At 55.9% G+C, this 25,742-nt stretch carries 20 protein-coding genes; 9 read left to right on the plus strand and 11 right to left on the minus strand.

The genetic code is table 11. The annotated features are described in order from the left end of the window. Nucleotide 1 precedes the first annotated feature (1 nt). The 5 genes from MWU61_RS00645 to MWU61_RS00665 all read right to left on the minus strand — a co-directional run bounded on the left by MWU61_RS00645 (nt 2) and on the right by MWU61_RS00665 (nt 6,213). Nucleotides 2-1,678 carry a nitrate ABC transporter ATP-binding protein gene (locus MWU61_RS00645; protein WP_247125919.1) on the minus strand — a complete coding sequence of 559 codons (1,677 nt, stop codon included), beginning with the start codon at nt 1,676-1,678 and terminating at the stop codon, nt 2-4. A 5-nt stretch (nt 1,679-1,683) separates the two neighbouring features. Further along, a complete protein-coding gene (locus MWU61_RS00650; protein ID WP_247125920.1) occupies nt 1,684-2,757 on the minus strand; it encodes an ABC transporter permease in 1,074 nt (357 codons plus the stop codon). A gap of 107 nt (nt 2,758-2,864) precedes the next feature. Further along, nucleotides 2,865-4,238, minus strand: a complete 1,374-nt coding sequence (locus tag MWU61_RS00655) for a CmpA/NrtA family ABC transporter substrate-binding protein (protein ID WP_247125922.1) — start codon at nt 4,236-4,238, stop codon at nt 2,865-2,867. A 260-nt stretch (nt 4,239-4,498) separates the two neighbouring features. Further along, the gene (locus tag MWU61_RS00660) at nt 4,499-5,632 is read right to left on the minus strand and encodes a CmpA/NrtA family ABC transporter substrate-binding protein (protein ID WP_247125924.1); all 1,134 of its coding nucleotides are present in this window, start codon (nt 5,630-5,632) and stop codon (nt 4,499-4,501) included. Then, on the minus strand, nt 5,629-6,213 hold the full coding sequence (locus MWU61_RS00665) for an ANTAR domain-containing protein (protein WP_247125926.1): 585 nt from the start codon (nt 6,211-6,213) through the stop codon (nt 5,629-5,631). The genes MWU61_RS00660 and MWU61_RS00665 overlap by 4 nt, the downstream gene beginning before the upstream one ends. A 222-nt stretch (nt 6,214-6,435) precedes the next feature. Here MWU61_RS00665 and MWU61_RS00670 point away from each other — a divergent pair, with 222 nt between their 5' ends. Beyond that, a complete protein-coding gene (locus MWU61_RS00670) occupies nt 6,436-7,200 on the plus strand; it encodes an SDR family oxidoreductase (RefSeq protein ID WP_247125928.1) in 765 nt (254 codons plus the stop codon). Here MWU61_RS00670 and MWU61_RS00675 read toward each other — a convergent pair. From MWU61_RS00675 to MWU61_RS00685, 3 genes are all read right to left on the minus strand, one after another. Next, nucleotides 7,178-10,087, minus strand: a complete 2,910-nt coding sequence (locus MWU61_RS00675) for an AMP-binding protein (protein ID WP_247125930.1) — start codon at nt 10,085-10,087, stop codon at nt 7,178-7,180. The two genes, MWU61_RS00670 and MWU61_RS00675, sit on opposite strands and share 23 nt — an antisense overlap. Before the next feature lie 68 nt (nt 10,088-10,155). Then, complete coding sequence (gene cueR / locus MWU61_RS00680) at nt 10,156-10,548, minus strand: Cu(I)-responsive transcriptional regulator (RefSeq protein WP_247125931.1); 393 nt, start codon at nt 10,546-10,548, stop codon at nt 10,156-10,158. Further along, on the minus strand, nt 10,545-12,995 hold the full coding sequence (locus MWU61_RS00685; RefSeq protein WP_247125932.1) for a heavy metal translocating P-type ATPase: 2,451 nt from the start codon (nt 12,993-12,995) through the stop codon (nt 10,545-10,547). Before MWU61_RS00685 ends, cueR begins: the two co-directional genes overlap by 4 nt. Before the next feature lie 242 nt (nt 12,996-13,237). Between MWU61_RS00685 and MWU61_RS00690 the strand changes: the two genes are divergently transcribed. Next, on the plus strand, nt 13,238-14,377 hold the full coding sequence (locus MWU61_RS00690) for a Gfo/Idh/MocA family oxidoreductase (protein WP_247125933.1): 1,140 nt from the start codon (nt 13,238-13,240) through the stop codon (nt 14,375-14,377). Between the two features lie 10 nt (nt 14,378-14,387). Further along, nucleotides 14,388-15,614, plus strand: a complete 1,227-nt coding sequence (manD, locus tag MWU61_RS00695) for a D-mannonate dehydratase ManD (RefSeq protein ID WP_247125934.1) — start codon at nt 14,388-14,390, stop codon at nt 15,612-15,614. Between the two features lie 7 nt (nt 15,615-15,621). Here manD and MWU61_RS00700 read toward each other — a convergent pair whose 3' ends face one another. Then, nucleotides 15,622-16,401: a FadR/GntR family transcriptional regulator gene (locus MWU61_RS00700; protein WP_247125935.1), complete on the minus strand. Its 780-nt coding sequence runs from the start codon at nt 16,399-16,401 to the stop codon at nt 15,622-15,624. Between the two features lie 151 nt (nt 16,402-16,552). On the opposite strand from MWU61_RS00700, the gene MWU61_RS00705 reads away from it, so the two are divergent. The 4 genes from MWU61_RS00705 (at nt 16,553) to MWU61_RS00720 (ending at nt 20,601) form a co-directional block, all read left to right on the plus strand. Further along, entirely contained in the window at nt 16,553-17,542 is a 990-nt protein-coding gene (locus tag MWU61_RS00705) for a TRAP transporter substrate-binding protein (protein WP_247125936.1), read from the plus strand. 73 nt (nt 17,543-17,615) lie between these two features. Beyond that, complete coding sequence (locus MWU61_RS00710) at nt 17,616-18,110, plus strand: TRAP transporter small permease (RefSeq protein ID WP_247125937.1); 495 nt, start codon at nt 17,616-17,618, stop codon at nt 18,108-18,110. Then, on the plus strand, nt 18,107-19,417 hold the full coding sequence (locus MWU61_RS00715; RefSeq protein WP_247125939.1) for a TRAP transporter large permease: 1,311 nt from the start codon (nt 18,107-18,109) through the stop codon (nt 19,415-19,417). Before MWU61_RS00710 ends, MWU61_RS00715 begins: the two co-directional genes overlap by 4 nt. An 8-nt stretch (nt 19,418-19,425) precedes the next feature. Further along, nucleotides 19,426-20,601: an AGE family epimerase/isomerase gene (locus tag MWU61_RS00720; protein ID WP_247125940.1), complete on the plus strand. Its 1,176-nt coding sequence runs from the start codon at nt 19,426-19,428 to the stop codon at nt 20,599-20,601. A gap of 55 nt (nt 20,602-20,656) precedes the next feature. Here MWU61_RS00720 and MWU61_RS00725 read toward each other — a convergent pair whose 3' ends face one another. Next, the gene (locus MWU61_RS00725) at nt 20,657-21,262 is read right to left on the minus strand and encodes a response regulator transcription factor (RefSeq protein ID WP_247125942.1); all 606 of its coding nucleotides are present in this window, start codon (nt 21,260-21,262) and stop codon (nt 20,657-20,659) included. 308 nt (nt 21,263-21,570) lie between these two features. Between MWU61_RS00725 and MWU61_RS00730 the strand changes: the two genes are divergently transcribed. Further along, entirely contained in the window at nt 21,571-22,050 is a 480-nt protein-coding gene (locus MWU61_RS00730) for a molybdopterin-dependent oxidoreductase (protein ID WP_247125944.1), read from the plus strand. Next, complete coding sequence (locus tag MWU61_RS00735) at nt 22,050-24,644, plus strand: ATP-binding protein (protein WP_247125946.1); 2,595 nt, start codon at nt 22,050-22,052, stop codon at nt 24,642-24,644. Before MWU61_RS00730 ends, MWU61_RS00735 begins: the two co-directional genes overlap by 1 nt. On the opposite strand, the gene MWU61_RS00740 is transcribed toward MWU61_RS00735, so the two are convergent. Continuing rightward, on the minus strand, nt 24,641-25,672 hold the full coding sequence (locus tag MWU61_RS00740; RefSeq protein WP_247125948.1) for an L-idonate 5-dehydrogenase: 1,032 nt from the start codon (nt 25,670-25,672) through the stop codon (nt 24,641-24,643). The genes MWU61_RS00735 and MWU61_RS00740 overlap by 4 nt on opposite strands. Nucleotides 25,673-25,742: the final 70 nt, after the last annotated feature.

Here is a 25,742-nt window from a genome sequence, read left to right on the forward strand (position 1 = left end):
TTTACTCCGCCGCAATCGCTGTGGCTTTGGGTTTCGGCTTTGCGCCGTGTTCGTATTCTTCAAGGAAATCGAGAACTTCCTGACGGTACGTGTAGTAATCGGGGTGTTCGAGCAGGGCCTTGCGGGTGCGTGGACGTGGCAGTTTCACGTCTGTGATTTTCCCGATTGTCGCCTGTGGGCCGTTGGTCATCATCACGACGCGGTCTGCCAGCAAGATGGCTTCGTCCACGTCATGCGTCACACAGATTGCGGTCACTTTCGTGCGTGACCAAACTTCCATCAGCACCTCTTGCAGTTCCCAACGCGTGAGACTGTCGAGCATGCCGAACGGTTCATCCAACAGCAGCAATTTCGGGGACAAAGCAAAGGCGCGGGCGATGCCCACACGTTGCTTCATGCCGTTGGAAAGCGACGCGGCGCCCTTATCCATACTGTCAGCGAGACCGACGCGCTCAAGGTAATATTCAATGACATCTTGGCGTTCCGCTTGGCTGGCTTTTGGGTAAACTTTGTCAACGCCAATCGCTACGTTTTCCTTGGCGGTCAGCCAAGGGAACAGGTTCGGCGATTGGAAGACAACGGCGCGTTCCGGATCGGCACCTTCGACGTTCCAGCCATCCAGCTTGATCGCACCTTTAGAGATGTCGTTCAGGCCAGCGGCCATCGTCAGGACAGTGGATTTGCCGCAACCAGAATGGCCGATCAGGCTGATGAATTCGCCCTTTTCCACCTTTAGATCGAAGTTTTCGACAACGGTCAGCGGACCTTTAGGCGTAGGGTATACTTTGTCCAACTGACTGAAGTTGAGGTACTTTTCTTCGATCCCGCCTTCTTGAGCCTTCAGAACGGCGGCAGGGACAGAATGGATCGGCGTGACATTTGGCAACAGCTTCGTGTCAGCCGTTTTCGCGGCAATGCCGATATCCATTAGGTAGTTCGTCACATCCGCGCGCAAGCGTTTGAACGTGTCGTTGTTGTTCATTTCCATGCGGTCGCGGGGGCGCTGAAGATCGACTTTGAACTCTTCGCCCAAGGTCCCGTCAGGGTTCAGCGCGATGATCCGGTCGGCCAGCAAAATGGCTTCGTCCACGTCGTTCGTGATCAGGACGCAGGTCTTTTTATCTTCAGACCAGATGCCTTCAATTTCGTCCGCCAGATTGGCCCGTGTCAGCGCGTCAAGCGCGGACAGCGGTTCGTCGAGCAACAGCATTTCAGGGTCCATCGCAAGCGCGCGCGCCACGTTGACACGTTGGCGCATACCACCCGACAATTCAGCGGGGCGACGGGTCGCGGCGTGGCTGAGGCCAACCATTTTGACGTAATGATCAACCTTCGCCTGACGTTCGTCTTTAGACAAGTTCGGGAACATCGTGTCCACGGCCAGCATCACGTTGCCGTTCACGGTCAGCCACGGCATCAATGAATAGCTTTGGAAGATCACGCCGCGTTCACGACCAGGTTCTTTGATCTGCTTGCCTTTGAAGGTCACTTCGCCTGATGTCGGGGTTTCTAACCCCGCCATCAGATTGATCAGTGTCGTTTTGCCGGTGCCGGAAAAGCCAAGCAAAACAAGGAATTCACCTTCTTCGACGGTCAGATCAATGTTCTTCAAAACGTGGCTGGCGTGGGTGCCTGTGCCAAAGCTTTTTGAGACGTTCTTGAATTCGAGAATGCTCATATCAATCACCGGTTATTCGAGAATGTGAACATGGATTGCAGGGCGAACATCACACGGTCGAGCAGGAAGCCGATGATCCCGATGGTGAACACAGCAACCATAATTTTGGCGAGAGATTGGGAAGACCCGTTCTGGAATTCGTCCCAGACGAATTTACCCAAACCGGGGTTCTGGGCCAGCATTTCAGCGGCGATCAGAACCATCCAGCCTACACCCAAGGACAGGCGCAAACCGGTGAAAATAAGGGGCAAAGCGGACGGCAGAACCAGCTTTGTGATCTTGGTCCATGTGTTCATTTTCAGAACGCGGGACACGCTGACAAGGTCTTTGTCGATGGATGCCACACCTAGGGACGTGTTGATCAACGTTGGCCACAGCGAGCAGAGCGTCACGGTGATCGCGGAGATCAGGAAGGATTTCGAGAACATGCCGTCGTTGCTGGCATAAACTGCGGACACGATCATGGTCACGATTGGTAACCATGCGAGCGGTGAGACGGGTTTGAAGATTTGGATTAGCGGGTTCAATGCGGCGTTGGCAGTGGCCGACAAACCAGCGGCGATGCCTAGCGGAATGGCGAAAGCGGATGCGATCAGGAAGCCAAAGAAGACGGTTTTGATCGACGTCCAGATTTGGTCGTAATATGTTGGTTTCCCAGTATAAGTCCGCTCTTTCACGCGATCAGCTTGGCCGTTTGCGACGAGGTCTGCGTTGCGCTGTTCTTGGCGTTCGTAGAAGGCGACTTCTTTTTCGCCTTCGCGTACTGCGTCTGCGTGCAAGTTACCGACTTGTTCCCAAACCTGTGCGGGTCCTGGTACCGCGCCGAGTGATGTTTGAACCTTTGGCGCAAGGGCTGCCCACGCGCCCAAGAACAGGAAAATCGCCAGCAATGGCACGCCCAACAGACGCCAGATTTCGCCAAGCTGTGCTTTGGGATTGTCGCCTGCTGCTGCTTTGAGGATCGGTGTGACCCATGCCAGACCCAGCACCTGAAACCACTTATCTGCGGTGTTGATCCGGGTGAAAAGCCGCGCGCGGCGGGCTTCGGAGGAAAGTGTTTCGGGATCGATGGCGGTCATGTCAGAGCCTCATTGGGGCGAAAAATGTGATGTCACAATGCGTGCACAACACGTGCACAATGCGTGCACCGCGCCGTCGTGACAGCGCGGTGCAGATTTAGGGGCGATTAGCCTTGGATTTCGGAGCCGACCACGATCTGGTCGCCCTTCAAGCCGATTGGCAGGCTGTCGATGTAGGCGTTTGGTGTGCGACCGTCGAAGCCGATGCCGTCGATGATGTCAGCGGCAGGTGTCGGTGCTTTGAAACCGTCGCTGTCCCATGGGAAGTCAGCTTCGTTCGCCATGCCGTCGTCGACCAGCGCGCGGGCCGCATCAAGGTAGATGTCGGAACGGTAGACAGATTCAGCTGTTTCGATGAACCATTCGTCGGACTTCGGTTCAGCAATCTGACCCCAGCGGCGCATCTGTGTCAGGTACCAGATCGCATCGGATTTGAACGGGTATGTCGCGTTGTAGCGGAAGAACACGTTGAAGTCCGGAGCAGGGCGCACGTCGCCTTTTTCAAACTCGAAGAACCCAGTCATAGAGTTTGCGATCACTTCGGCGTCTGCACCGACGTATTCAGAGCGTGACAGGATTTCCACGGCTTCTTCGCGGTTGGCGTTGTCGTTTTCGTCCAACCACATCGCGGCGCGTATCAAAGCTTTGGTCAGCGCGATTGTTGTGTTCGGGTTTTCTTCGGCGAATTCGTCTGTGATGCCGAAGACCTTTTCAGGGTTGTTCTTCCACATGTCGTAGTCAGTGATGACCGGAACGCCAATGCCTTTGAACACAGCTTGCTGGTTCCATGGTTCGCCCACTGCGTAGCCGTAGATCGTACCGGCTTCCATTGTCGCAGGCATTTGCGGTGGAGGTGTCACAGACAACAGAACGTCTGCGCCGATCTGACCAGAGATGTCTTCAGGGGAATAATAGCCCGGCTCAAGACCACCAGCTGCCAACCAGTAGCGGATTTCGTAGTTGTGTGTGGAGACAGGGAAAACCATGCCCATGTTGAATGGGATACCTTGGTCTTTGTAATCTTCGACGACAGGTGCCAATGCTTCGGCGCTGATCGGGTGTTGTGGCAGGCCGTTGTCCATCATCGGAACGTTCGGCTTCATTTCTTCCCAGATTTCGTTGGAGACGGTGATCGCGTTACCGTTCAGGTCCATGGAAAATGGTGTGATGATGTGGGCCTCAGTCCCGTAGCCGATTGTCGCTGCCAATGGCTGACCGGCCAACATGTGCGCGCCGTCCAACTGACCGCCGATCACACCGTCAAGCAATACTTTCCAGTTTGCTTGGGCTTCCAGCGTCACAAACAGGCCTTCGTCTTCGAAGAAGCCAAGTTCATAAGCGATGGCAAGCGGGGCCATATCTGTCAGTTTAATAAAGCCGAACGTCAGTTCGTCCTTTTCCAGTTCAAGCAATTGGGCCGTCGCGGTGGACCCCATAAGACTGGCCACCGTGGCAAGTGTGAAAGCAAAAGAAGTCTTCATTTATCTGTCCTTGTTGGCGGCCCTGTTAGACCTTTGGAAACGAAAAAAGCCGCACGTAGGGACACGGGGGAGGAGATCCGTAGTCCATACGAGCGGCTTTGCTCTGAATGCTGCACCACCATCGTTGGTCTGTGCGCGTAACGGGCTTCGATGCCCCTTGAAGATAATTTGCGGGCTGGGTGTCGGAACTTCAACGTGGATTCTGCAATGCAGCGTCAGAATCTGCTGCGGTGCAGAGGTTGCCTAAAAACTGTGCGGTTTTAGCCGTGAAAATCGAAAGTTTTGCCATCGAAAAAGGCATCAGGCCCGAGAATCATGTTTCCACGGGTTGATGCGACTGCCGTCTCGTGGGCGAGCGCCCCTTCGACTTTTTCGGATGCACCGGGAAGATCAACGCCAAGGCTGCCTAGGTTTTCGCGGTACAGATCGCTGCGGAAGCACCGTTTCGCTTCCGCGATTTCGTTTTCGTCGGCCCCAAGCTGGGTTGCGATCCACGCGGCCTGACTGCGCCACGGGAACTGCGACGCATTCCGGAAGAACAGTAAGAAGTTGTCGATGTGGCGGGGGCCAATGGTCGGATCAAGCGTCACTTCACCGCTGATGCCCGGATCAATCAGGTCGTCGGTCAAGTCGAGGTGTTCGCTGCGTGCGAGAATATCGACGGCCAAGGCCGCGTTACTGCGTTGGCCGAGCCATTGTCCTGCTTTGTAGGTCGCCCGCATTAATGCACGTGTCGGTTCGGGGTTGTCGGTTACCCAATTGGACCGCGCTGCCAGCACTTTTTCCGGCGCGAAGGACCAGATTTGCGATCCTGTCAGGACGATAGCCGCTGCATTGTTTTTGACAGCAACGCTGCCCCATGGTTCGCCGACCCAAAACGCATCAACTTGTCCGTCAGCAATAGCTGCGGCCATGCGCGGCGGCGGCACAGTGATGACGTCAGTTTTAATGTCAGGACAACGTGCCAGCAGGTAAGACAGTAGTAGCCGATGCGTGGATGCATGAAATGGCACGCCGATCCGCAACGTTTTGCCGTGCTGTGCCAGTTTGGCAAGGATCGCGTCAGGGTCGCCGTAGGGAACCGGGGCAAGTGCCGAGATCAAAGCTTGGCTGAGCCCGAAGACGGTGCCGTTGACGGAAAGCACCGACAGCACATCGACGTCGGCACGGACCCCGCCGATGCCAAGCCGCAGTGCAATGGGCATCGGTGCCAGCATTTGGGCCGCATCCAACTGCCCAAGGATTAGGTTATCGCGCAGCGCCGACCAAGAGGGTTGCTTGATCAGCCGCAGATCAAGCCCTTCTTCAGCGGCAAAGCCCAATTCCTTTGCAATGAGCAGCGGGGCGCAGTCAACAAGTGGCAAGTAGCCGCAATTAAGAACGTGTCCCTTCATGATAGCAGATCCGCCGCTGTCACGAGCGCCGACGCGACGTCGATCACCTTGCGGTTTTGGTCCATCGCGGTTTTGCGCAACAGGGCGTAGGCTGCATCTTCGTCCAGTTTGCGTTGCCGCATCAGGATGCCCTTGGCGCGGTCGATGGTCTTGCGATCTTCCAAGGCTTGTTTCGCGGCTGACAGTTCGGATTGCATTTTACGCATGATCTGAAAACGGGCGATGGCCGTTTCCAGCACGGGTTTGATCCGGTTCTTTTGCAGGCCGTCCACGACATAGGCGCTGACGCCAGCGTTCAGGGCCGCTTGGGTCAGTCCTTCGTCGGTTTGATCGACGAACATGGCGACGGCGCGGGCCTTGGTGTCGGAGATCAGGCTGAGATGTTCCAGCGTGTCGCGGTCAGGATTGGCGATATCGATCAGCACGATGTCGGGGGATGATGTGCGGACGGCTTCGGCCAGTCCGGTGGTTTGACCGATGACGGTCACGTCGGGCCAGCCACCATCTACAAGCGCGTCGATAATTTCGCGTGCTTTTTCGGGGTCGGGTTCGACGACAAGAATACGGGTGGCCATTTGCATGGCGCAAGATGTGTCCCACAGGGGCGGCAAACACGAGAGGCGGACCTGTGTTTCGGGCCTTCGATTTTGCGTGCGCGACGGGACGCTAGGATTTTGGGCGAAACGCACATTTTTTAGTCAAGCGCGGGATCGGGCGACAGTGAACCATTGGTTGTACTTTGAAAGCGTTCTGCGCATACCGAACCAATAATTATCCCCAATCAGTACATGGATGGATCAGCAATGACGAAAGTGGCAATTATCACGGGCGGCCTGTCCGGTATGGGACTTGCAATTGCAAAGCGGCTGCATGCGGCGGGCACAACTGTCTGCATCGGGGCGCGGCGCGGTAATGATCCTGCAGCTGTGGCTAAACTACATGAACAGATCGGCGCACCTATTGCGGTCGTTGGATTGGATGTGCGTGACAGCGCGAGCGTGGCAGCCTTTGTTGAAAAGGTCGTAGCGGATCACGGGCGTGTCGATATTTTGGTGAATACTGCCGGCGTATATGAAGAAGCCCCTGTCATTGGCCATTCCGACCAGATTTGGGATGACACCATTGATACAAACCTGACGGGTACGTTCAAAATGATCCGCGCCGTGATGCCGGGGATGGTTGCGCAGAAATTTGGCCGGATCATCAATCTGGCGTCCGTGGCCGCCCACAACGGGATGCCTGATAACGCCGCATATTGTACATCAAAAGCGGGTCTTCTGGGGCTTGGTCGATGTGTCAGCCTGGAAGGCGCGGCACATGGCGTGACCTGCACAAGCATCAGCCCGACGTGGGTCGAAACCGAGATGCTGAAGCAATTTGTCGATCAGGAAATTGCAGATACGGGTGCCACCCGTGCAGAGGTGCAGGCCAAATACGAGGCGTCCAATCCGCAAGGCGCGTTGGTCCAGCCGTCCGAAATCGCTGATCTCGTTGCGTTCTTGGTCAGCGACGCTGGTCGCGCCATCACGATGGAAGATATTCAGGTCAACGCGGGATCGCTTTGGTAGGTACCGCGTCGCGGCCAAACCGTGCGTTGAGCAATGCGGTGGGGTCGCTGATGTGATCGAACGGCAGGTCAGATATGGCCTGCCATGCCGCCTGCGCCCTTTCGTGGGAAAGGGTCGCATCGGCGTGCAAGACGGATAGATCAGCGGCAATCAGCGCTTTCTGTGCGTCACTGAGCGGTGCTTTGTCCAACCACGTTTGCACTGGTAGTTTTGTATAATCAGTGTCGTCAATAGTGGCCCAAATGTCGGGTGTCAGGTTGTAGGTTTGGGGCCCGTGGATCTGCCCGACCTCTGCTAAGAACTGCGCCGCGTGCTGCACATCAATCATGCGGAACATCAGGCCTTCGGGCACCGCATGGACCGTACGGCAGGCGGTCATGATCGTCTCGTAAATGTCGTTCGGGTTTGGCTGCGTGACGCTGTAAAGTGACGGAAGCCGCACGATAGTTGCCGGAATACCGGAGGCCGCGATCAACGCTTCGGCCGCGATTTTTGCAGCACCGTAGCCACCACAATTTTCGTAGACGTTCGTTGCTGTTTCGGCGTGTCGCCCGCCTGTGTCGGGAAACACCGCAGAGGTGGACGAAAACCGCAGATCGGCCTGCGCGTCCTTGCAGAACTGCAGGATGTTTTCCATGCCGTCTTTTGACCAATCTTCCATCGTGTCGCGATCCACGGCGAGGTTCACCATCGCGGCACAATGCACCACGCTTTGTGTGGCATCGCAGAGCGATTGATACTGGGTTGCGGGCAGCCCAAATTGCGGGTCTTCAAGTGCTGCGGTGATGATCCTGATCCGGTTCATCGGCACGCCGCTGTCGGTCGCGATGTCGCGCATCCGGTCCGTCGCGTCCCGTCGTTTGGGGCGGACGAGGCAATAGATGACGTGGTCGTCCGGCAATGATTTGGCTGCTGCTGTGAGCACGTGTCGCCCCAGAAACCCGGTCGCACCAGTCAGCAATATGCCGGGGGTGTCGAATGTGCTGTCCGGCTTTGGCGGGATCATCGGTTCAGTCAAGATGTTGTGCAAACGGTCGAGCGGGACATTCAACGCAAAATCGAAATCGACCCGACGGCCATAAGCGGTTTCAAGCGCGAGAACGAGCGTCACGGCCATCAATGAATCCCCGCCAAGGTCATGAAATGACAGGCTCGGGTCGATCATGTCGGCCGTGCATCCAAGCGCTTTGGCCGCTTCGGAGACCGTTGCGCGCTTGTCTGTTTCAGTGGTTTGCGCATGTGCGCCCGCGACCTTGGGCAATGCTTTGAAATCGCATTTTCCGGACACCGTATTAATCGGGATTTCAGGCAGAGCGACCAGATAGCTGGGGATACAATAGGCGGGCAGGGCTTTGCGCAACGCCTTCGCCAACGCAGAGGGAATACGGTTTTCGCCTGCGCTGAGGCCCCATTTCGTGGCGTTATCAGTCGTTTGCGCCGCGTTGGCTGCGTAATAGAACACCAATGCGTTGCCTTGGCCCGCGACGTCCTGGATCCATGGGACCGCCTGTTGAAATCCGATAAAGCTTGCCAAGGATGCCGTCAGGTCTTGGGTCTGGATGCTGTGCCCGCGCAGTTTCAGCATATGCGCCACGCGGCCCAAAACGTGGATCACGCCGTCTTCATCGACGAAGCCTTGATCGCCAGTGTCGTAGAGCCGTGTCTTTTGGCCATCAAGCGTCAGGTTGCGGAAACGCAGTACCGTTTCTTGCGGGCGGTTGACGTAACCAGGCCCCAACATGCGCGGCCCTTCGAAGTGTAACAAACCGGGGGTGCCTGTGGGGCATGGGGCGTCGTTATCATCCAAGATGACTGGGCGCAGATACGGCATCGCGACGCCAACGGCGCCTGCGCTGCGGTCGGTTGCCGAGACGTTGGTCATCGCGATGTCATGGGTTTCGCAGATGCTGTAGAGGTTCCAAAGCGTGGCATTTGGCAGCTTTTCCTGCGCGGCTGCGATCAGGGCGTCGGTGACAACTTCGCCGTTGAGGATGATCCGTTTGAGCGGCACGTTTTGCATCATTTCTGTGGTCGATGCTTGCAACGTTTTGTCCAAGGCGGACGGCGTGAACAGCATCTCGGAAATGTTGTGTTCGATCAGGAATGCAGCCAATTCGCGCGGATTCAGCAACTGTTCGAAAGTTGGAAAGCAGACGCGCGCGCCATCGCGTAAAGGGCGGAACATTTCCCAGATCGCAAAGATATAGGCCCCGATGGATTGGCCCGGCGCGTAGGGCGTGTAGGCGTCGCGCCATGCGTAGGACAAGAATGCGGCTTCTTGCGTGACGGGGATGCACTTTGGTTTGCCTGTCGTGCCGGAGGTCGCGACGATGTAGATCGCGTCGTCCGATTTCACGTGTCCCGCTTCGATTGTGTCGTCAGGTGCGGGTGGGCGTTCGGAGATGATTTGCGGGATATCGATCAAGTCGCAGCCCGCTGGCAATTGCCCGTCTTTGGCGGGTTGGCATTGCAGAACGGTTTTGGTTTCCAGTTCGGCAAGGATATTGGCCAAAACGTCTGTGGGCATCGCCGGATCAAGGTGCACAAAGGGGCGGCCCATCACGATGCAGGCTGTCGTTGCGGCCCCAAAGGCCGTCGAAGGCTTGCCAAAAACAGCCACGGGACCGTGGGTGGGAAGATGTGCCTTTAAGGCGTGGGCCAGCGCTGCGATGTCGCCATATGTCAGGCAAAGATCGGCGTCAGAAAATGCTGTGGCGCCTGCGTATTTTGCAATTGCTTTCGCGATTTGGTCTGGGATGGTGTGGTGGCCGGGTACGAATTGGGTCAAAAATGCAGGCTCCGAAAGCGTCACTTTGTCCGCGATTTGCGACATTGTGCGAATGTGTGGAGACTGCATCGCGAAAAACGTGGGGATTGGCAATATCAAAGCGGCACCTCTCGACCGAATGGACGAGGTGGGCGAAAATTTGCACAGATGTTAAGCGGAGTGGCGGGCTATCGCGGCAGGGTTTCGAGCGTTTCCAAGATCGGGCAATCGGGGCGATCATCGCCTGCGCATTTGGTCACTAAGGTCGACAGCGTATCGTGGATGGATTGCAAATCCGCAATCTTGTTTTCGATCTGAGCAAGGTGTTGTTTGGCTATGGCGCGCACGTCGCCGCTAGCCCTGTCTTTGTCGTCCCAAAGCGCCAATAGATTGCGGCAGTCGTCAATCGTGAACCCCAAGGCGCGGGACCGCCCGATGAAGGCCAGCTTGTGAATATCGGCGTCCTGAAAACTGCGATACCCGTTGGCATCGCGTTGCGGTTTGATCAACCCGATGTCTTCGTAATAGCGGATCGTTTTGGGCGGTAGATCGGTGCGATTTGCGACGTCTCCGATGTTCATGAGCGTGCGTCCTCTGTCATGGGGGCGTTGACCCAGCGAAGTCGTAACGCGTTGGTGACAACAAAAACGCTGGAAAGTGCCATCGCGCCCGCCGCGAGCGCGGGGGACAATAACAGATTGAAAAGCGGGTAAAAAACGCCTGCCGCGACTGGGATCAAAAGCGCGTTGTAGCCGAACGCCCAGAACAGGTTTTGCTTAATATTACGCATGGTTTTCTGGCTGAGGTGCAGCGCGTTGACGACGCCGCGCAGATCGCCCGACATGAGTACGACGTCGGCGGCTTCAATCGCGATGTCGGTGCCTGTGCCGATGGCGATGCCGACGTCCGATGCGGCCAAAGCGGGCGCGTCGTTGATGCCATCCCCTACAAATGCGGTCTGTGTGCCGTTTTGCTGCACCGATTGGATCGCGGCGACTTTGCCATCGGGCAGGACCTCTGGCACGACGGTGTCGATGTTCAGCTGGGATGCGATGGCCTGTGCGGTGGCCGCGTTATCGCCCGTGATCATGGCGACGGATAGGCCAAGGTCATGCAGGGCTGCAATCGCCGTTTTACTGCTTGGCTTGATCGGATCAGCGACCGCGATGATAGCGGCAAGTTTGCCGTCGATTGCCGCATAGAGCGGTGATTTGCCTTGTTCGCCGAACTTTGTGTGCGGGACGTCAATTGCGATCTGTTCGCGCGCCATTAGGCGGTCCGCGCCGACGAGTATTTCGTGGCCTGCGACGGTTGCTTTGGCACCGTACCCTGTGATCGCAGTGAAATCGTCAGGGGGTGTCAGGGTCAGGCCGTGCGCCTTTGCTGCACGCACAATGGCGGCGGCGATGGGATGTTCGGATTGCGCTTCGACAGAGGCCACAAGTCGCAGCACGTCGTCATGCCTAAAGCCATTCAGTGTTTCAAAATCAGTCAGTTCGGGGCGGCCTTTGGTCAATGTGCCCGTCTTATCAAAGGCGACTGTTTGCACCTGGCTGAGCGTTTGCAGCGCGGTGCCACGGCGGAAAAGAACGCCCAACTCTGCCGCCCGTCCTGTGCCGACCATGATTGATGTTGGTGTCGCCAAACCCATTGCGCAAGGGCAGGCGATGATCAGGACCGCGACGCCTGCGACCAATGCAAAGCTAAACGATGGGCCAAAGACCAGCCATGCAATGATCGTCAGGCAGGCAATCGCCATGACTGCGGGAACGAACCATAGGGTGATGCGGTTGACCAGATCTTGGATCGGCAGTTTGGCACCTTGTGCGTCGGACACCATGCGGATGATCTGTGCCAAAGTGGTGTCTGCGCCCACCTTTGTCGCCGTGTAGGTTAACGCGCCGTTGCCGTTGATCGTGCCGCCGACGAGTGCGGCCCCTGTGGTTTTTTCGACCGGCACAGGTTCGCCCGTGATCATGCTTTCGTCCACGTAGGATGTGCCAGCGGTCACTGTGCCATCGACTGCAATCCGTTCGCCGGGGCGGGTTTGGATGACGTCGCCGGTGATGATGCTGTCGACATCTGTGGGGGTAAAGGTGCCATCACGTTCAACAAGGGCGGTTTGCGGACTGAGTTTGACCAGTTTGCGAATGGCGTCGCCAGTGCGGCCTTTGGCGCGTGCTTCTAGATATCTTCCGAGCAGGATGAGCGTGACGATGACTGCTGCTGCCTCAAAATACACGGTTTGTGTGCCGTCCGGCAAAATAGCGGGCGCGAAAAGCGCGACGGTGGAAAAGGTCCACGCAGCCCCGGACCCAAGTGCGACGAGGCTGTTCATATCGGGTGCAGCTTTGGCAAGGGCAGGGATGCCTTTGGTGAAGAACTGCCGTCCGGGCCACGCCAGCACGATGGTGGTCAACACAAATTGCACCGTCCAACTGGTGCCCATTCCAATGGTGGACATGACCCAATGGTGGAAGGCGGGGATCATGTGACCGCCCATTTCGAGGATAAAGACAGGCAGCGTGAGCATCGCGGCGATGACGGTCATCTGCTTCAGGGTCGCGGCCTCTGCGGCTTTGGTGTCATCGGGGGCGGGGTGATCGTCTGCGATTAGTGTGACGGGGTATCCGGCTTTTGCGGCGGCAGTTGTGATTGAAGGGGTGACATGTGCGTCGATAGAAACCACGGTCAGTTCATCGTTTGCGAGGTTTGCGGCGGCGGACACGACGCCCGGCACATCCGAGACGGCGCGTTCAACGCGGCCGACGCAGGATGCGCAGCTGAGGTTTTCGACCGTGAAGCGTGTGGTGTTTAAGGCTGCGGGGTAGCCAGCCGTGTCGAGCGCTGCAACAGCATCAGTGGCTGCGAAATCTGGTGAGACCTGCAGTTTCGCGGTTTCCGCTGCAAGGTTGACGTCTGCCACCACGACCCCTGTGACCGCACGCAAAACCGTTTCGGCCCGCCCCACGCAGGATGCACAGCTAAGCTGTGTGACGCCAAGGGTCAGTGTTTGCGGGTCGTTCATTGTGATTGCTTTCGTGTGATCATCACAAAGGGATATAGGGCTTCCAGTGACTGGAAGGTCAAGGGCGATAGATGACCTTTTGCTGCGAAATGAAAGTCTGGTGACAAATTGATTGCCGATCTGGTATACTAGAATCCGTAGGCCCAAGCGCGGGGGAGCGTTGGGTCGATCAACACCGAATTGGGAGGTCAGTGTGTCTAAACGTTCACTGCAATCACTTTGTCTATGTCTCGGGTCAACATATGGGGCGTAATTTGAAAGTCCTGATCGCAGGCACAGGGTTCGCGGGACAAGGTCACGCAGATGCATTTCGCGGGGCGGGGGCCGAGGTTGTCGGCATGGTTGGCCGTACGGAAAGCGTTGTGAAAGATGTCGCCGCGAAAATGGATATTCCTTTTGCGGGGACCGATTGGCAGGCTGCGTTGGAGACCTGTAAACCGGATGTCGTATCAATCGCCACACCGGGTGGTGCGCATGTGGAACCGATCAAACAGGCGATTGCGGCTGGTTGTCATGTGTTCTGCGATAAACCGATGACCCATAGCGGGGAGACTGCGGTGGAGCTGCGCGATCTGGCGGAGAAGGCAGGCGTTAAAACTGCCTATGCCGCCAGTTTCCGCTACACGCCGAGCGTGCTGCACGCGAAACGGCTCGTGGCCGAAGGCGCGATTGGCGAGCCGACAGAGGTCGAGAGCATTTCGCACTTCAACCTTGATCGCAACATTCCCTTTGGGTGGTCCCATAGCAAGGACGCAGGGGGCGGGCGGCTGAATAACAACTTCACCCATTCGCTTGCGATTGTGACGTCAGTTGTCGGGGATCAAATCCTGCAAATCATGGGCGATGTCCGCGATGATATGGGCCGTGCGCCCATTGTGGACGGCGTGCATAACTTCATGACGCGGCGCGATTATATTCCCAAGGACCTGAACGATCCGACGCTGAAATGGGGCGAAAGCGACGTGGAATGGTCCTATACGGTCCTTGCCAAACTGGCGGGACCTTTCGCCGCCAAACCGGTGTCGGTTCTGTTCAAACACGGCGGGCTTGTGCCGCGGTTCCAAGACGATCACATCATCTTTTACGGCACCAAAGGCGCGATATATCTGAAGGGCCATTATGGCACCGGTCAACTGTCGCATTACGGCAGCGACGGCACATGGACGGACCTGCCACTACCGCAGGATATTGTCGATGCAAATCCGGATATGGCGGGTGAAACCGAACAATGCTGGCACTACCTCGCCCGCGAATTGGTGCGCGATATCAAGGGCGAACAGGTCGATCCTTACCCGACGTTCGTCCAAGGCGCGCAATTTCAGCAGATCATTGATATCATCCGCAAATCGGACGGTTGGACCGATGTGACGGGCTTGGCATAAGGGGACCACCATGAAAATCACGGACGCAAAAGTCTTTGTCGGCGGCCCCGGCAAGAACTATGTCACGCTTAAAATCATGACCGATCAGGGTGTCTACGGGCTGGGCGATGCGACGCTGAACAATCGCGAAACACTACCTGCGGCGTATCTGACGGATTACCTGATCCCCGCGATCATCGGAATGGACCCACGCAATAGCGAAGACATCTGGCAGTACCTTTATCGCGGTGCCTATTTCCGCAAAGGCCCGATTGCGATGGCGGCCTTTGGCGCGATTGATATGGCGTTGTGGGACATCAAAGGCAAACTCGCGAATATGCCGCTTTATCAGCTGTTTGGTGGGAAAAGCCGCAAAGCCGCGATGGTCTATGCCCATGCAACCGGCGCTGATCTGGACGATCTGATGACGTCGATCCAGTTCTACGTCGATCAGGGTTACAAGGCGGTGCGTGTGCAATGCGGAATTCCGGGCATGCCGACGGCGGGGTACGGGGTGTCCGAAACCAAGGGCGACGTCGAGAATTACATCACCGATTTCAGTGGCATTAAGCCCAAGGTCGAAATCTGGGATACGGGGCGTTACATGCGCTACATGCCGGATGCGCTGCTGCAAATCCGCGACCGGTTCGGGCCAGACTTGAAAATCCTGCACGACGTCCACCACCGCCTGACCCCGCGTGAGGCGGCTGCTTTTGCGAAGGCGGTTGAACCTGTCGATCTGTTCTGGCTCGAAGACCCGACGCCTGCCGAGGATCAAGACGCGCTGAAGATGTTGCGCCAGCATTCTACGGTGCCTGTCGCGATAGGCGAAGTCTTCAATTCGATCTGGGAATGTAACAACCTGATCGAGCAAAACCTGATTGATTTCATCCGCGTCAGCGTGACCTATGCAGGCGGCATTACCCATGCAAAGCGGATCGTTGATCTGGCTGGGTTGCACAATGTGCGAACGGGTTTTCACGGCGCACCGAGCCATTCGCCGATTTCAATGGCGGCGCAGGCGCATCTGAACGTCTGGGCGCCGAATTTCGGCATTCAGGAATATTTGGTGCTTGGCACGCCGGAGTGTGACGCCCTTTTCCCGTCTGATCATTACCTTGAAAACGGGATGTTCTACGTCAGTGACGCGCCTGGTCTTGGGGTTGAATTCAACGAAGATGAGGCCGCGCAATACAGTTACAAAGCGGGTAGTCACCCGATTGTGCGGCTGGAAGATGGTACGATGTGGGACTACTAGCGCGGCGCTAGGTCCCTTCAAAAACCCGTTGGCGCGCGTTGTTAACATGGTCGCGCATCGCGTCCCGTGCTGCGTCCGCGTCGCCCGCGACAAGTGCGTCGTAGATCGCGTGATGTTCCGCTTGCACCAGTTCGAGGCGCGCCTGTGTTTTGGTGAGGGACAAACTGCGGGTTAGATTCATGCCTGTCAGGATGTTGGATTGCATCGAACTGCGCGCGGCGAGGAAATATTTGTTATCGGAGGCGGCACAAACAGCGACGTGAAACCGTTCATCGTCGTCCACGCCCAGCTTGCCTGACACCACACAGCGATCAAGCTGATCGAGCGCCTGTTTGAGCCGCACGAGATCATCTTCGGTCCGGCGCTGGGCGGCGATATAGGCGGCTTCACCTTCGATGGCGGCGCGAAATTCGAACGTCCGTTGGATGTCGGCGATGGACCCCACAGGCGCAAAATCCAGCATGACACCTTCGGGGCGTCGCTGCACAAATGACCCCGATCCCTGGCGGGAAACGATCACGCCGTCTTCGCGTAACTGTTTCAAAGCACGGCGTAAAATCGGCCGCGAGACTTTTAACTGATCGCTGAGCGCGTGTTCTGTTGGCAACTTTTGTCCGGCGGGGAAATCACCCGCGACAATCATCGCTAACACGCTTTCATAGGCTTGATCTGAAAGGGACCTGTCGTTCGTCGCAGGTGGTGCTTCTGACACGGGGGGCAGGATCGAATGGGGTATGACGTAGGTCTCCTTGTGCCGTGACGCGATGTGGTGGGCGCTGTGTTTCATAGCGGATTCTTTCCAAACATGCTGCAATTTTTGGCAGTACGTTTACAAGTGTTTACAAATTTTACCGAATCTGAACAACTGCGCGAACCACATGATTGTACTGCTGGGGCGCGTTGCCACTAGCGGGCGATGAAGTTCTGGGAGGAAACCTGTGTTTAACTTTAAATCTTTGAAAGCCCTTTTGATCGGTGCTGTCTCTGTTGCGGCCATGACCGCCACGTCCGCTGCCGCTGAAACTGCGTTGCGTGGTGCCAGCATGTTCGACGAAGAACACGCCTACACAAAGACATTGCGCGAATTCGAACGTCTGGTTGGTGAAAAAGCCGAAGACGTCACATTTGATCTGAGCCTGAACGGTGAACTTGGCGACGAAAGCGATTTTGTCACGTTCCTGCAGCAAGGCGTTGCGATCGATTTCGCGATCATGGCCCCGTCCAACATGGCGACATTTGCCCCGTCTATTCCGTTGATGGACATGCCGTTCCTGTTCCGCGATCTGGACCACTGGAACACTGCGCTGTCCAGCGGCGTGATGGCCCCGCTTGAAGCTGAACTGCTGGAAAAAGCGAACATTCGCGTGATCGGCTATGCGGGTGGCGGTGTGCGTAACCTTGCCTCTGCTGAACCAATCACGAATCTTGAAGAGCTTGCTGGTCACAAGATGCGCGTGATGGGTGCCCCTATTCAGGCGCAAATCTTTAACGCATTGACGGCCGCACCTTCTGCGATTGCCTACAACGAAGTTTACAACGCGATCCAGACGGGCGTGATTGCCGGTTTCGAAAACGAAGCGGCGTCGATTCAGAACCTGAAGTTCTACGAAGTGGCCCCGAATATCACGCTGACAAAGCACGCGATCACAGTACGTCCTTTGGTGATGTCCGAAAGCACATTCAGCGCTTTGTCTGACGATCTGAAGGCGGCTGTTCTGGAAGCAGGTGCAGAAGCGGGTGCATTCGGTCGTGCGTTGGAAAGCGGCCAAGATGGCGAAAAGATGCAAGAGATGATCGACGCGGGTCAGGTTGTTGTTGCAGAATTCGAAGGCCGTGATGCGCTGCTGGAAATGGTGATCCCTGTGCAGGACGCCTATGCCGCAGAGCTGGGCGCGACTGATCTGCTTGCTGCGATCCGCGACCAATAAACGTTCCTAAATCTCCCTACTGCCGGCGTCTTTTGGGGCGCCGGTGGTTCTTTTTCTAGAACGGACCCCCAATATGATTGGACGTTTCTTGGACCGCCTTTGCGATGGCCTGCGGGTGTTGCTTGGCCTTCTAATTGCAGCGCTTGCAATCCCTGTCGGGATGCAGGTTTTGGCTCGCTATACCGGCGTGATCCCTGTCTTTTTATGGACCGAAGAACTGGCGACGTTCATCTTCGTTTGGGCCGTGATGATCGGTGCCATGATTGCCGTGTGGGATGGGACGCATTTTGATGTGCGTGTGATCCCTGATGCGAAACGTCCATTTTTGAAGTTGCTTCAGGACGGGTTTGTCCTGCTGATGATCCTTGGCTTTGCTTTGATATTTGCGTGGTACGGCGTGGAATATGCTGAATTTGGCTACATCCAGAATTCGACGATGATGCGGGCGAATATGATGATCACCTATATTTCTGTGCCCATCGCGGGCGTATTGTGGACCGTTTTCACGGGCTACCGACTGTATGAAGCGGTCCAGACTTACAAAAATACGAAGAAGGCAGCGGCATGATTATTTCAACAGGGCTTGCCTGCGCCATTCTGGTTGGCGGTTTCATCCTTTTGGTCGCATTGCGCGTGCCTGTCGCGTTTGCGCTGGCGATTTCCACGGTCCCGATTGTGGTGATGGAACTGCGTCTGACCCCGTTCATCGTGCTTGACCGGATGTTCCAGTCTTACAATTCGTTCATTCTGCTGGCTGTGCCGTTCTTCCTTTTGGCTGCAAACCTGATGAATTCAGGGAAGGTGACAGACAAGTTGATCGATTTGGCCCGCGTGTTGACCGGCTGGATGCCCGGCGGATTGGGCCACGTGAACGTCGCCGTGTCGATGTTGTTCGCGGGGATCTCTGGATCCTCCACGGCGGACGCTGCCGGTTGTGGTAAAATCCTGATCCCTGCGATGATCAAAGAAGGCTACGACCGCCGCTTTGCCATCGCGATCACCGCCTGTTCGTCCGTGATGGGCGTTATTATTCCGCCTTCGATCCTGATGATCGTCTGGGGGGGCGTGATGCAAACCTCTGTCGGGGCGTTGTTTTTGGCGGGTGCTGTGCCCGGCATCATGATCGGTTTAGCCTTGATGGCGACGGTTTATGGCTACGCAAAGGTCTACAACTACCCGATCATCGGGAAACCAAGTTTCAGCGATATTGTGACTGCCTTTAAGGGCGCGTTCTTGGCGATGCTGACCCCGATCCTTGTGATTGGCGGTATCGTGGGCGGCGTGGTCACCCCGACGGAAAGTGCGATTATCGCCGCGGGCTATTCGTTGATTTTGGGCATGTTTGTCTACCGGACCGTGACCATCAAAGACCTTGGTCACATCTTTTATGACACGGGCCGTTTTGCGTCGATTTCACTGTTCGCGATTGGGTCGGCGTCGGCATTTGGCTGGTTGCTCGCGTTTTATCACGTGCCGCAATTGGTCGTGGATACGATGACGGCTTGGCAGTTTGGCACCTTTGGTACGGCCTTGGTGATCGCCGGTTTGTTCCTGTTTTTTGGCTTGTTCATTGATGCGATCCCTACGATCATCATTTTGGGCACAGTGCTGTTGCCCGTCGCGACCGCGGCAGACATCCATCCGGTTGCGTTTGCGATCATCGGGATTGTGTCGCTGGCCTTTGGTTTGGTGACCCCGCCTTATGGGCTGTGTTTGTTGATCTCGGCCTCGATTGGCGGCATGAATGTTGTGCAGGTGATGCGCGAGGTGGTGGTTATCCTACTGCCGATGTTGGCGATTTTGTTGCTGATCATCCTGTTCCCTGAAATCGCGCTTTGGCTGCCGCGCCAATTGATGCCCGACACCATTAACTAGGCTTTGATATGACGACGGATACGTGCCGCAAGGATGCGCAGATTTGGGCAAAGTGGTTTTGGACCGACTATTTTGGTGACTGGTTAGCGAAAGTCCGCGATGGCGATGCGGGTGTCTTTGACAAGCTCGACGCGCAGGGACGGCCTGAACCGTCGGCGACAAAGTCGGTGCTGGCGCAGGCGCGGACTGTGTTTACCGTGGCCCATGCAGCGATGCAGTCGGGTGATCCTGCGTTGACTGCAGCGGCGGTTTCGCAGGCGGCGTTCTTGGATCGCTATGGTAAGGCACCGGGGCTATATCGTTGTGCGATGAGCGCGGATGGGACGCCCACGGGAGATGCACTGGATGAAGCGGCGCGCAGTTATGACCAGACCTTTGTGATTTTGGCGTTGGTGACGCTGAATAAACTGGCCCCTGATCCTAGCTACGACGCGTTGATCGAGGACTGCTGGGCTGCTTTGCAGACCACGTTGACGGATTCGGCGACTGGTTTGTTATTGAACGACGACATCGGGGCTGAACTCAATCCCGCGCAGAACCCGCATATGCACCTTTACGAGGCGTGTTTGCAGGGGTTTCGTATGACGGGAAAGCCGCTGTGGTTGGATCGGGCTGCTGGTGTGCGGCGGATCGGATTGCGGCATTTCATGGATCAGGACAACGGCAGTATTGTCGAGTTTGTGTCACCTGATCTTGACCCGCTACCGGGCAACGATGGGCTGCGCCGTGAAGTCGGGCACCAATGTGAATGGGCTTGGTTGTTGCTGGAAGAGGTGGATTTGGCGAACGATCCGAGTTTGCATGACACTACGATGAAACTGTTGGCCTTTGCCGACCAGCATGGATTTGCGCGCGATGGTCTGGCGTTTGATGCGGTGTTGGCTGATGGGGCGGTATTGGAAGAAACGTTCCTTTTGTGGCCCCAGACCGAAGCGATTAAAGCCTACGCATTGCGGCACGCGGCGGGGGACAAAACGGCAGGTGATAAGGCCTGTACCCTGATGTGTTTGATGTTTGAACGGTGGTTCAAAGGTCGCCCTGTTTACATCAATCAGATTGATACAGCGGGCGACACGATCTGGCCGGAGGCACTAACGCGGTTGATGTATCACGTGGTGATTGCAATGACCGAAGGCGCGCGGGCAGGTTTGTGGGGCGCTGCACCACGTTCACTGGCCAATTAGGCCAGTGGTTTTGATGTGATCCGGAACACTGCAAGTTAGCGCAGGTTGCCCGCTGTTAAACGAGATTGCGTTCTTTAGCGATCATCGCTGCATGGGTGCGGTTGCGGGCTTCCAATTTGCGGCTGAGCGTTTTCACGTGCAGCTTGATTGTCACTTCTTGCAGATCTAAGTCCCGCGCAATTTCTTTGTTGGATTTGCCTTCACAAATGCCCATCAGAACGGACGTTTCGCGTTCAGACAGGTTACCAACGGCCTTTTCCTGCACCTGTTTCATGAAATCAAAGGGCGCGTAAACTTCGTCCATAATCATGAACTTAACGGCGCTGACCATTGATTTGGAACCGAGCGTTTTGGGGACGAACCCCACTGCGCCTTCTGTAATTGCGTCTTGGGCAATTTGGGGTGACGCAGTCCCGGACAACAGCGCGACACGACCGTCGTTTGTCGCGGTTTTCATACGTTTGAGGCCTGTGAGGCCATTCATGCCGGGCATATTGTAATCCAAAAGGACCAAATCAAACGCGACGCTGTCTTCAACTATGGAGAGTGCTTCATCAAGCGTGCCCGCAGTTTCGACGACGTTTATACCGTCAGACACCAACAGAAACGAAGCGATCGTTTCACGCACAAGATCATGATCATCAGCAACTAGAATACGCATACTATACTTTCTATCTACCTCTTTTGGCAGACTACAATAAAAACGATTGGGGACCTAACCGAATTGGTATGATGGACCTTTTACAACCTAGATACCACGCATTTGTGGCAAATTTCTGCTAAAGTAGATAACTTTTAAGGTTCTTTGTACCAATATTGCCTGATGCATAAGTGTGCGATTCTTTGGACGCTGGAATCTATCCTTTCGGATAGTTTGTTATGCGTATGAACATAATGAAGTTGCGACAACTCGTGCTAGGACGGGGACGCGCCCGCGTATCTGGGCCTTATAAGAGGTAAAAACTGCCAATGACCCAAGCTTATCAGTTGTTAGCCAAAACGTTTCTGAGTTTCGCCTTGTTGACGAGCATCGCACATGCTGAGGGTGAAGTGCTTTTGACCGTGACACACGGCGAGAGCGTTATTGAATACGACCAAGACGGCCTTGACCGTTTGGGCACCGTGACCGTGGACACATCAACGATCTGGACTGACGGGGTGTCATCCTTTACCGGTGTCCCGCTGCGCAATCTGGCAGAAACGCTTGAGGTCACGGAGGGCGTTTTTCTAGCTTCCGCGATCAATGACTACACGGTCGAAATCCCGATGTCCGATGCCGTCGAAGGCGGCGCAGTGATTGCGTTCCTCAAGGACGGTGAACCGATGTCGGTACGCGACAAAGGCCCGCTTTGGGTGGTTTACCCGTATGACGATAACCCTGATTACCAGTCGGAAGTGACGTATTCGCGCAGCATTTGGCAGTTGGATCGCATTGAGACGAGCGAATAATGCCATTTGCTCAGCCGCAGCAGGGCCTGCTGGAGAATCGCAAAAAATCACAAGGACGAAGCGCGTGGTTTAGCGCTGCGTTGATTTGCGGCGTTGTGCTGGCGTGCATGGTTGGGATTTACGTTCTCAGCTCCGACGCACGGCGCGAAATCAACGCATTGGCCACTGCAAACGCTGACAGCACGCAATGGTCGTTGGCCCAGACCGAAGTTGAACTATTTGCGCTTTTGTCCGAAGCACGACGGACGGACCTGCCGCAAGAGGAACAGTTGCGCAATGTCCGTCAGCGGTTCGATATCTATTATTCACGGGTCGATACGCTGCGCGAAAGCCCCGCATTGGCGGGATTGCGCACTAATCCGGATGCTGTCGACAATCTGGATGCCATGTCCGTTTTCGTGAATGATCTCGTCCCAATCATCGACGGACCTGACGATGCGTTGGCGGCTATGCTGCCAGATTTAGTTACAAGGATTGAAGCGGTCCGACCGTTGGCGCGCGCGACGTCCATCTTGGGAATCGAACATTTTGCAGAGCTCTCTGGTGAGCAGCGCGAAAACGTTGCCAATGCGTTGACGCGCCTTGGCATTCTCGTTTTCCTGCTCGTGACCGCACTTTTCCTAGTTGTCTTTGCGCTGATGCGATCCATGCGTCGCGCTGATCGCGATGCTGTCGAAAAGTTGATGACCCAACGTCGGATGGGCGTCATTGTGCAGACGTCGCTGGATGCAATTGTTGTGGTTGGTCTGGACGGCAAAGTCATTGAATTTAATGAAGCCGCTGAAGAAGTATTCGGCTACACACGCGACGAAATCGTCGGGACGAAAATGTCCGACTCGATTGTGCCGCCGAAGTATCGTGAAGGCCATGAAGCTGGGATGGCGCGCTATATTCGGTCCAAGGAAGCCCATGTTGTGGGTAAAGGGCGTATTCAGTTGGAAGGGATGCACAAAAGCGGGCGCATTTTCCCTGTCGAATTTTCGATTTCGTCGGCTGAAGGGCCGGAGGGCGAGATTTTCGTGTCTTACTTGCGCGATATTTCCGAACAGGTCGCAAAAGAAGAAGAATTGGTGCGCGCCCGTGATGAAGCGGTCGCTGGCGAACGGGCGAAAGCCGATCTTGTCGCGGTGATGAGCCACGAAATGCGTACGCCGCTCAATGGCATCGTCGGGGCGCTTGAATTATTGCGGTCTACCGATTTGGACAAAACCCAGTCGAGCATGGCTGATGTGATGGGCACGTCGTCTGACATGTTGCTGCAACACGTCAATGACGTGCTGGATATGTCGCGCCTTGAAGCCGGCGCTGAAGAAAAGATTCAACGGCCCTACGACCCGGTCGCTGTCACGCACGAATTGTTGGAAAGTTTACAGGTCGCAGCTGAGAAATCGAAAAATACGCTGGAATTGAAAGTTCTAGATCCGCAGTTTGACCGTGTGATGGGCGATGCGACGAAGTTACGCCAAATTCTGACGAACCTTGTGGGCAACGCGATCAAATTTACCAAGCATGGTAAGATTGATGTTGAAATAGAACGCGATGCGGATGGCAGTTTCTGGGAATTGCGGGTGTCTGACGAAGGTGTCGGTATTTCCGAAGAAGATCAGCGCCGCATTTTTGATGACTTTGTGACGCTTGATCCGTCCTACACGCGTGCGCAACAGGGCACGGGATTGGGGCTTGGTATTGTCCGTCGACTGGTCGAACACCTTGATGGCGAAATTGGCGTCGAAAGCACGTTGGGCGAAGGCACTGTATTTTGGGTCCGGCTTCCGACAAATCTGGCTATGGACAGCCAGACTGCACCCAAGGCGAAAAGTGAAACGCAGAACGCTGATGAGCAGTCAGAGATCGCAGACGGCATGAATATCCTTCTGGTCGAAGATAACGCGATCAACCGTATTGTGGCCGACGCGATGCTTAAGAAAATGGGCCACACCATCATCGAGGCGCACAATGGCGTCGAAGGTGTCGAAATCGCTAGTCGCCGACGGTTCGATGTTGTTTTGATGGATGTCAGCATGCCCGTGATGGACGGGGTCGAAGCGACCAAACGTATCCGCGCGGGCGCAGGGCCCAATGCCGATACACCTATTTTTGCGGTGACGGCCCATGCGATGCCAGCTGACATTGAACGGTTTGTTGCGGCAGGCATGAACGATGTTCTTGTGAAACCGCTGAGTATTGCGCGCCTGAACGAACTGTTGAACGGTGTGACCGCCGATAGTCCGGCGCAGGGTGATGACCTTTTGGATCATGAAATGATCGGTGATTTGGCAGACGCCGTTGGAACCGAAAAGCATCACGCATTGGTTGGCGATTTCATCGCGGAAGTTGATGACGCGACGGGCCGTTTTGGGCCTGAGGATCACCACCTGCAGGGGGACGCGTTGCGATCAGAAATCCACCGTCTTGCGGGATCTGCGTCGGTTATTGGCGCACCTGCCTTGCGTGATCGGTTGCACCATGTCGAAAGTCTTCTTGTTGCAGAAGAATTAGCAGACGTGACTGATGCTTTGCGGGATGTGACTGAGATCTGGTCTGTAACCAAAGATGCTTTGCGGGACATGCTGGATTTGGACAGCGCCGGTTAGGTAAAAGCGATTTGCGCCTTCATGGCTTGGCTGCGATCTGATGCAATTTCAAAGCCTTTCACAGCGTCATCTAGTGAAACGGTGTGGGTGATCAGTGGTTTCACGTTGATCAGCCCTTTTTGCATCAGGCTTACCCCCGTGTAGAATTCTTCATGAAAGCGGAAGGACCCTTTTAAAATCAGTTCTTTGGCCGTGATCGCCATCATTGGCAGGGTCATGTCGCCACCGAGACCTAGCTGTATAATGGTCCCGCCAGGCCGCATCGCGTGGATACCCGCCGCCAGGGCAGGGGCCGCGCCAGAGCATTCGTAAAGCACATCGAATGTGCCCTTGTCCGCGCAGAACCGATCCAGACCATTAGGCGTGGTGCCCGTATTGATGACTTCATCAGCGCCAGCCTGTTGCGCCATTTGCAGTGTGAAGTCGGACAGGTCCGTTGCGACGATGTGGTCGGCGCCGGCCCGTCTGGCACAGAGGATCGACAGGATACCAATCGGGCCGCAGCCCGTCACCAGAACAGATTTGCCGACCATGCCGCCAGCGCGGCGCGTGGCGTGCAAACAGACGGCGAGCGGTTCAGCCATTGCCGCCTCTGCGGGCGTCAAACCGTCTGCCACGGCGCATTGTGCGGGATCGACGTTTAACACCTGTTGGAATGCGCCTTGGATATGTGGGAACGGCATCGCGGAGCCGTAAAACCGCATGTTCAGGCATTGGTTTTGGCTGCCTTCCAAACAGAACTTGCAGGATTGGCACGGACGGGACGGGGACACGGCCACCAATTGACCAATGCTCAAGCCTATGACGCCTGCGCCCAATGCTGTGACGTAACCGGAGACTTCGTGCCCCAGAACCATGGGTTCGCGCAGCTTGATCGCGCCAAACCCACCGTGGTGATAGTAATGCAAATCGGACCCGCAAATGCCGCCAGCCGCCATGGTAATCTGCACTTCGCCCGCTGCGGGTGGGGTGATTTCGCTTTCGTGTATCCGCAAATCTTTGGGCGCGTGGATGACAATGGATTTCATATCTGCGGTGCCTTTCGGGGTGGTGGCCAGCATTGCTTGACACCAATTGTTAACGATAACATAAATATCG

Source organism: Loktanella sp. F6476L (assembly GCF_023015725.1).
Classification (GTDB): Bacteria; Pseudomonadota; Alphaproteobacteria; order Rhodobacterales; family Rhodobacteraceae; genus Yoonia.

Bases quoted from the DNA above. Each gene is read 5' to 3' on its own strand.
- manD (WP_247125934.1), top strand. From the start codon at position 14,388: ATGAAAATCACGGACGCAAAAGTCTTTGTCGGCGGCCCCGGCAAGAAC.
- MWU61_RS00730 (WP_247125944.1), top strand. From the start codon at position 21,571: ATGACCCAAGCTTATCAGTTGTTAGCCAAAACGTTTCTGAGTTTCGCC.
- MWU61_RS00665 (WP_247125926.1), bottom strand. From the start codon at position 6,213: ATGCAAATGGCCACCCGTATTCTTGTCGTCGAACCCGACCCCGAAAAA.
- MWU61_RS00655 (WP_247125922.1), bottom strand. From the start codon at position 4,238: ATGAAGACTTCTTTTGCTTTCACACTTGCCACGGTGGCCAGTCTTATG.
- MWU61_RS00660 (WP_247125924.1), bottom strand. From the start codon at position 5,632: ATGAAGGGACACGTTCTTAATTGCGGCTACTTGCCACTTGTTGACTGC.
- MWU61_RS00740 (WP_247125948.1), bottom strand. From the start codon at position 25,672: ATGAAATCCATTGTCATCCACGCGCCCAAAGATTTGCGGATACACGAA.
- MWU61_RS00650 (WP_247125920.1), bottom strand. From the start codon at position 2,757: ATGACCGCCATCGATCCCGAAACACTTTCCTCCGAAGCCCGCCGCGCG.
- MWU61_RS00685 (WP_247125932.1), bottom strand. From the start codon at position 12,995: ATGAACGACCCGCAAACACTGACCCTTGGCGTCACACAGCTTAGCTGT.
- MWU61_RS00700 (WP_247125935.1), bottom strand. From the start codon at position 16,401: ATGAAACACAGCGCCCACCACATCGCGTCACGGCACAAGGAGACCTAC.
- MWU61_RS00670 (WP_247125928.1), top strand. From the start codon at position 6,436: ATGACGAAAGTGGCAATTATCACGGGCGGCCTGTCCGGTATGGGACTT.
- MWU61_RS00645 (WP_247125919.1), bottom strand. From the start codon at position 1,678: ATGAGCATTCTCGAATTCAAGAACGTCTCAAAAAGCTTTGGCACAGGC.
- MWU61_RS00710 (WP_247125937.1), top strand. From the start codon at position 17,616: ATGATTGGACGTTTCTTGGACCGCCTTTGCGATGGCCTGCGGGTGTTG.
- MWU61_RS00720 (WP_247125940.1), top strand. From the start codon at position 19,426: ATGACGACGGATACGTGCCGCAAGGATGCGCAGATTTGGGCAAAGTGG.
- MWU61_RS00735 (WP_247125946.1), top strand. From the start codon at position 22,050: ATGCCATTTGCTCAGCCGCAGCAGGGCCTGCTGGAGAATCGCAAAAAA.
- MWU61_RS00690 (WP_247125933.1), top strand. From the start codon at position 13,238: ATGGGGCGTAATTTGAAAGTCCTGATCGCAGGCACAGGGTTCGCGGGA.
- cueR (WP_247125931.1), bottom strand. From the start codon at position 10,548: ATGAACATCGGAGACGTCGCAAATCGCACCGATCTACCGCCCAAAACG.
- MWU61_RS00715 (WP_247125939.1), top strand. From the start codon at position 18,107: ATGATTATTTCAACAGGGCTTGCCTGCGCCATTCTGGTTGGCGGTTTC.
- MWU61_RS00725 (WP_247125942.1), bottom strand. From the start codon at position 21,262: ATGCGTATTCTAGTTGCTGATGATCATGATCTTGTGCGTGAAACGATC.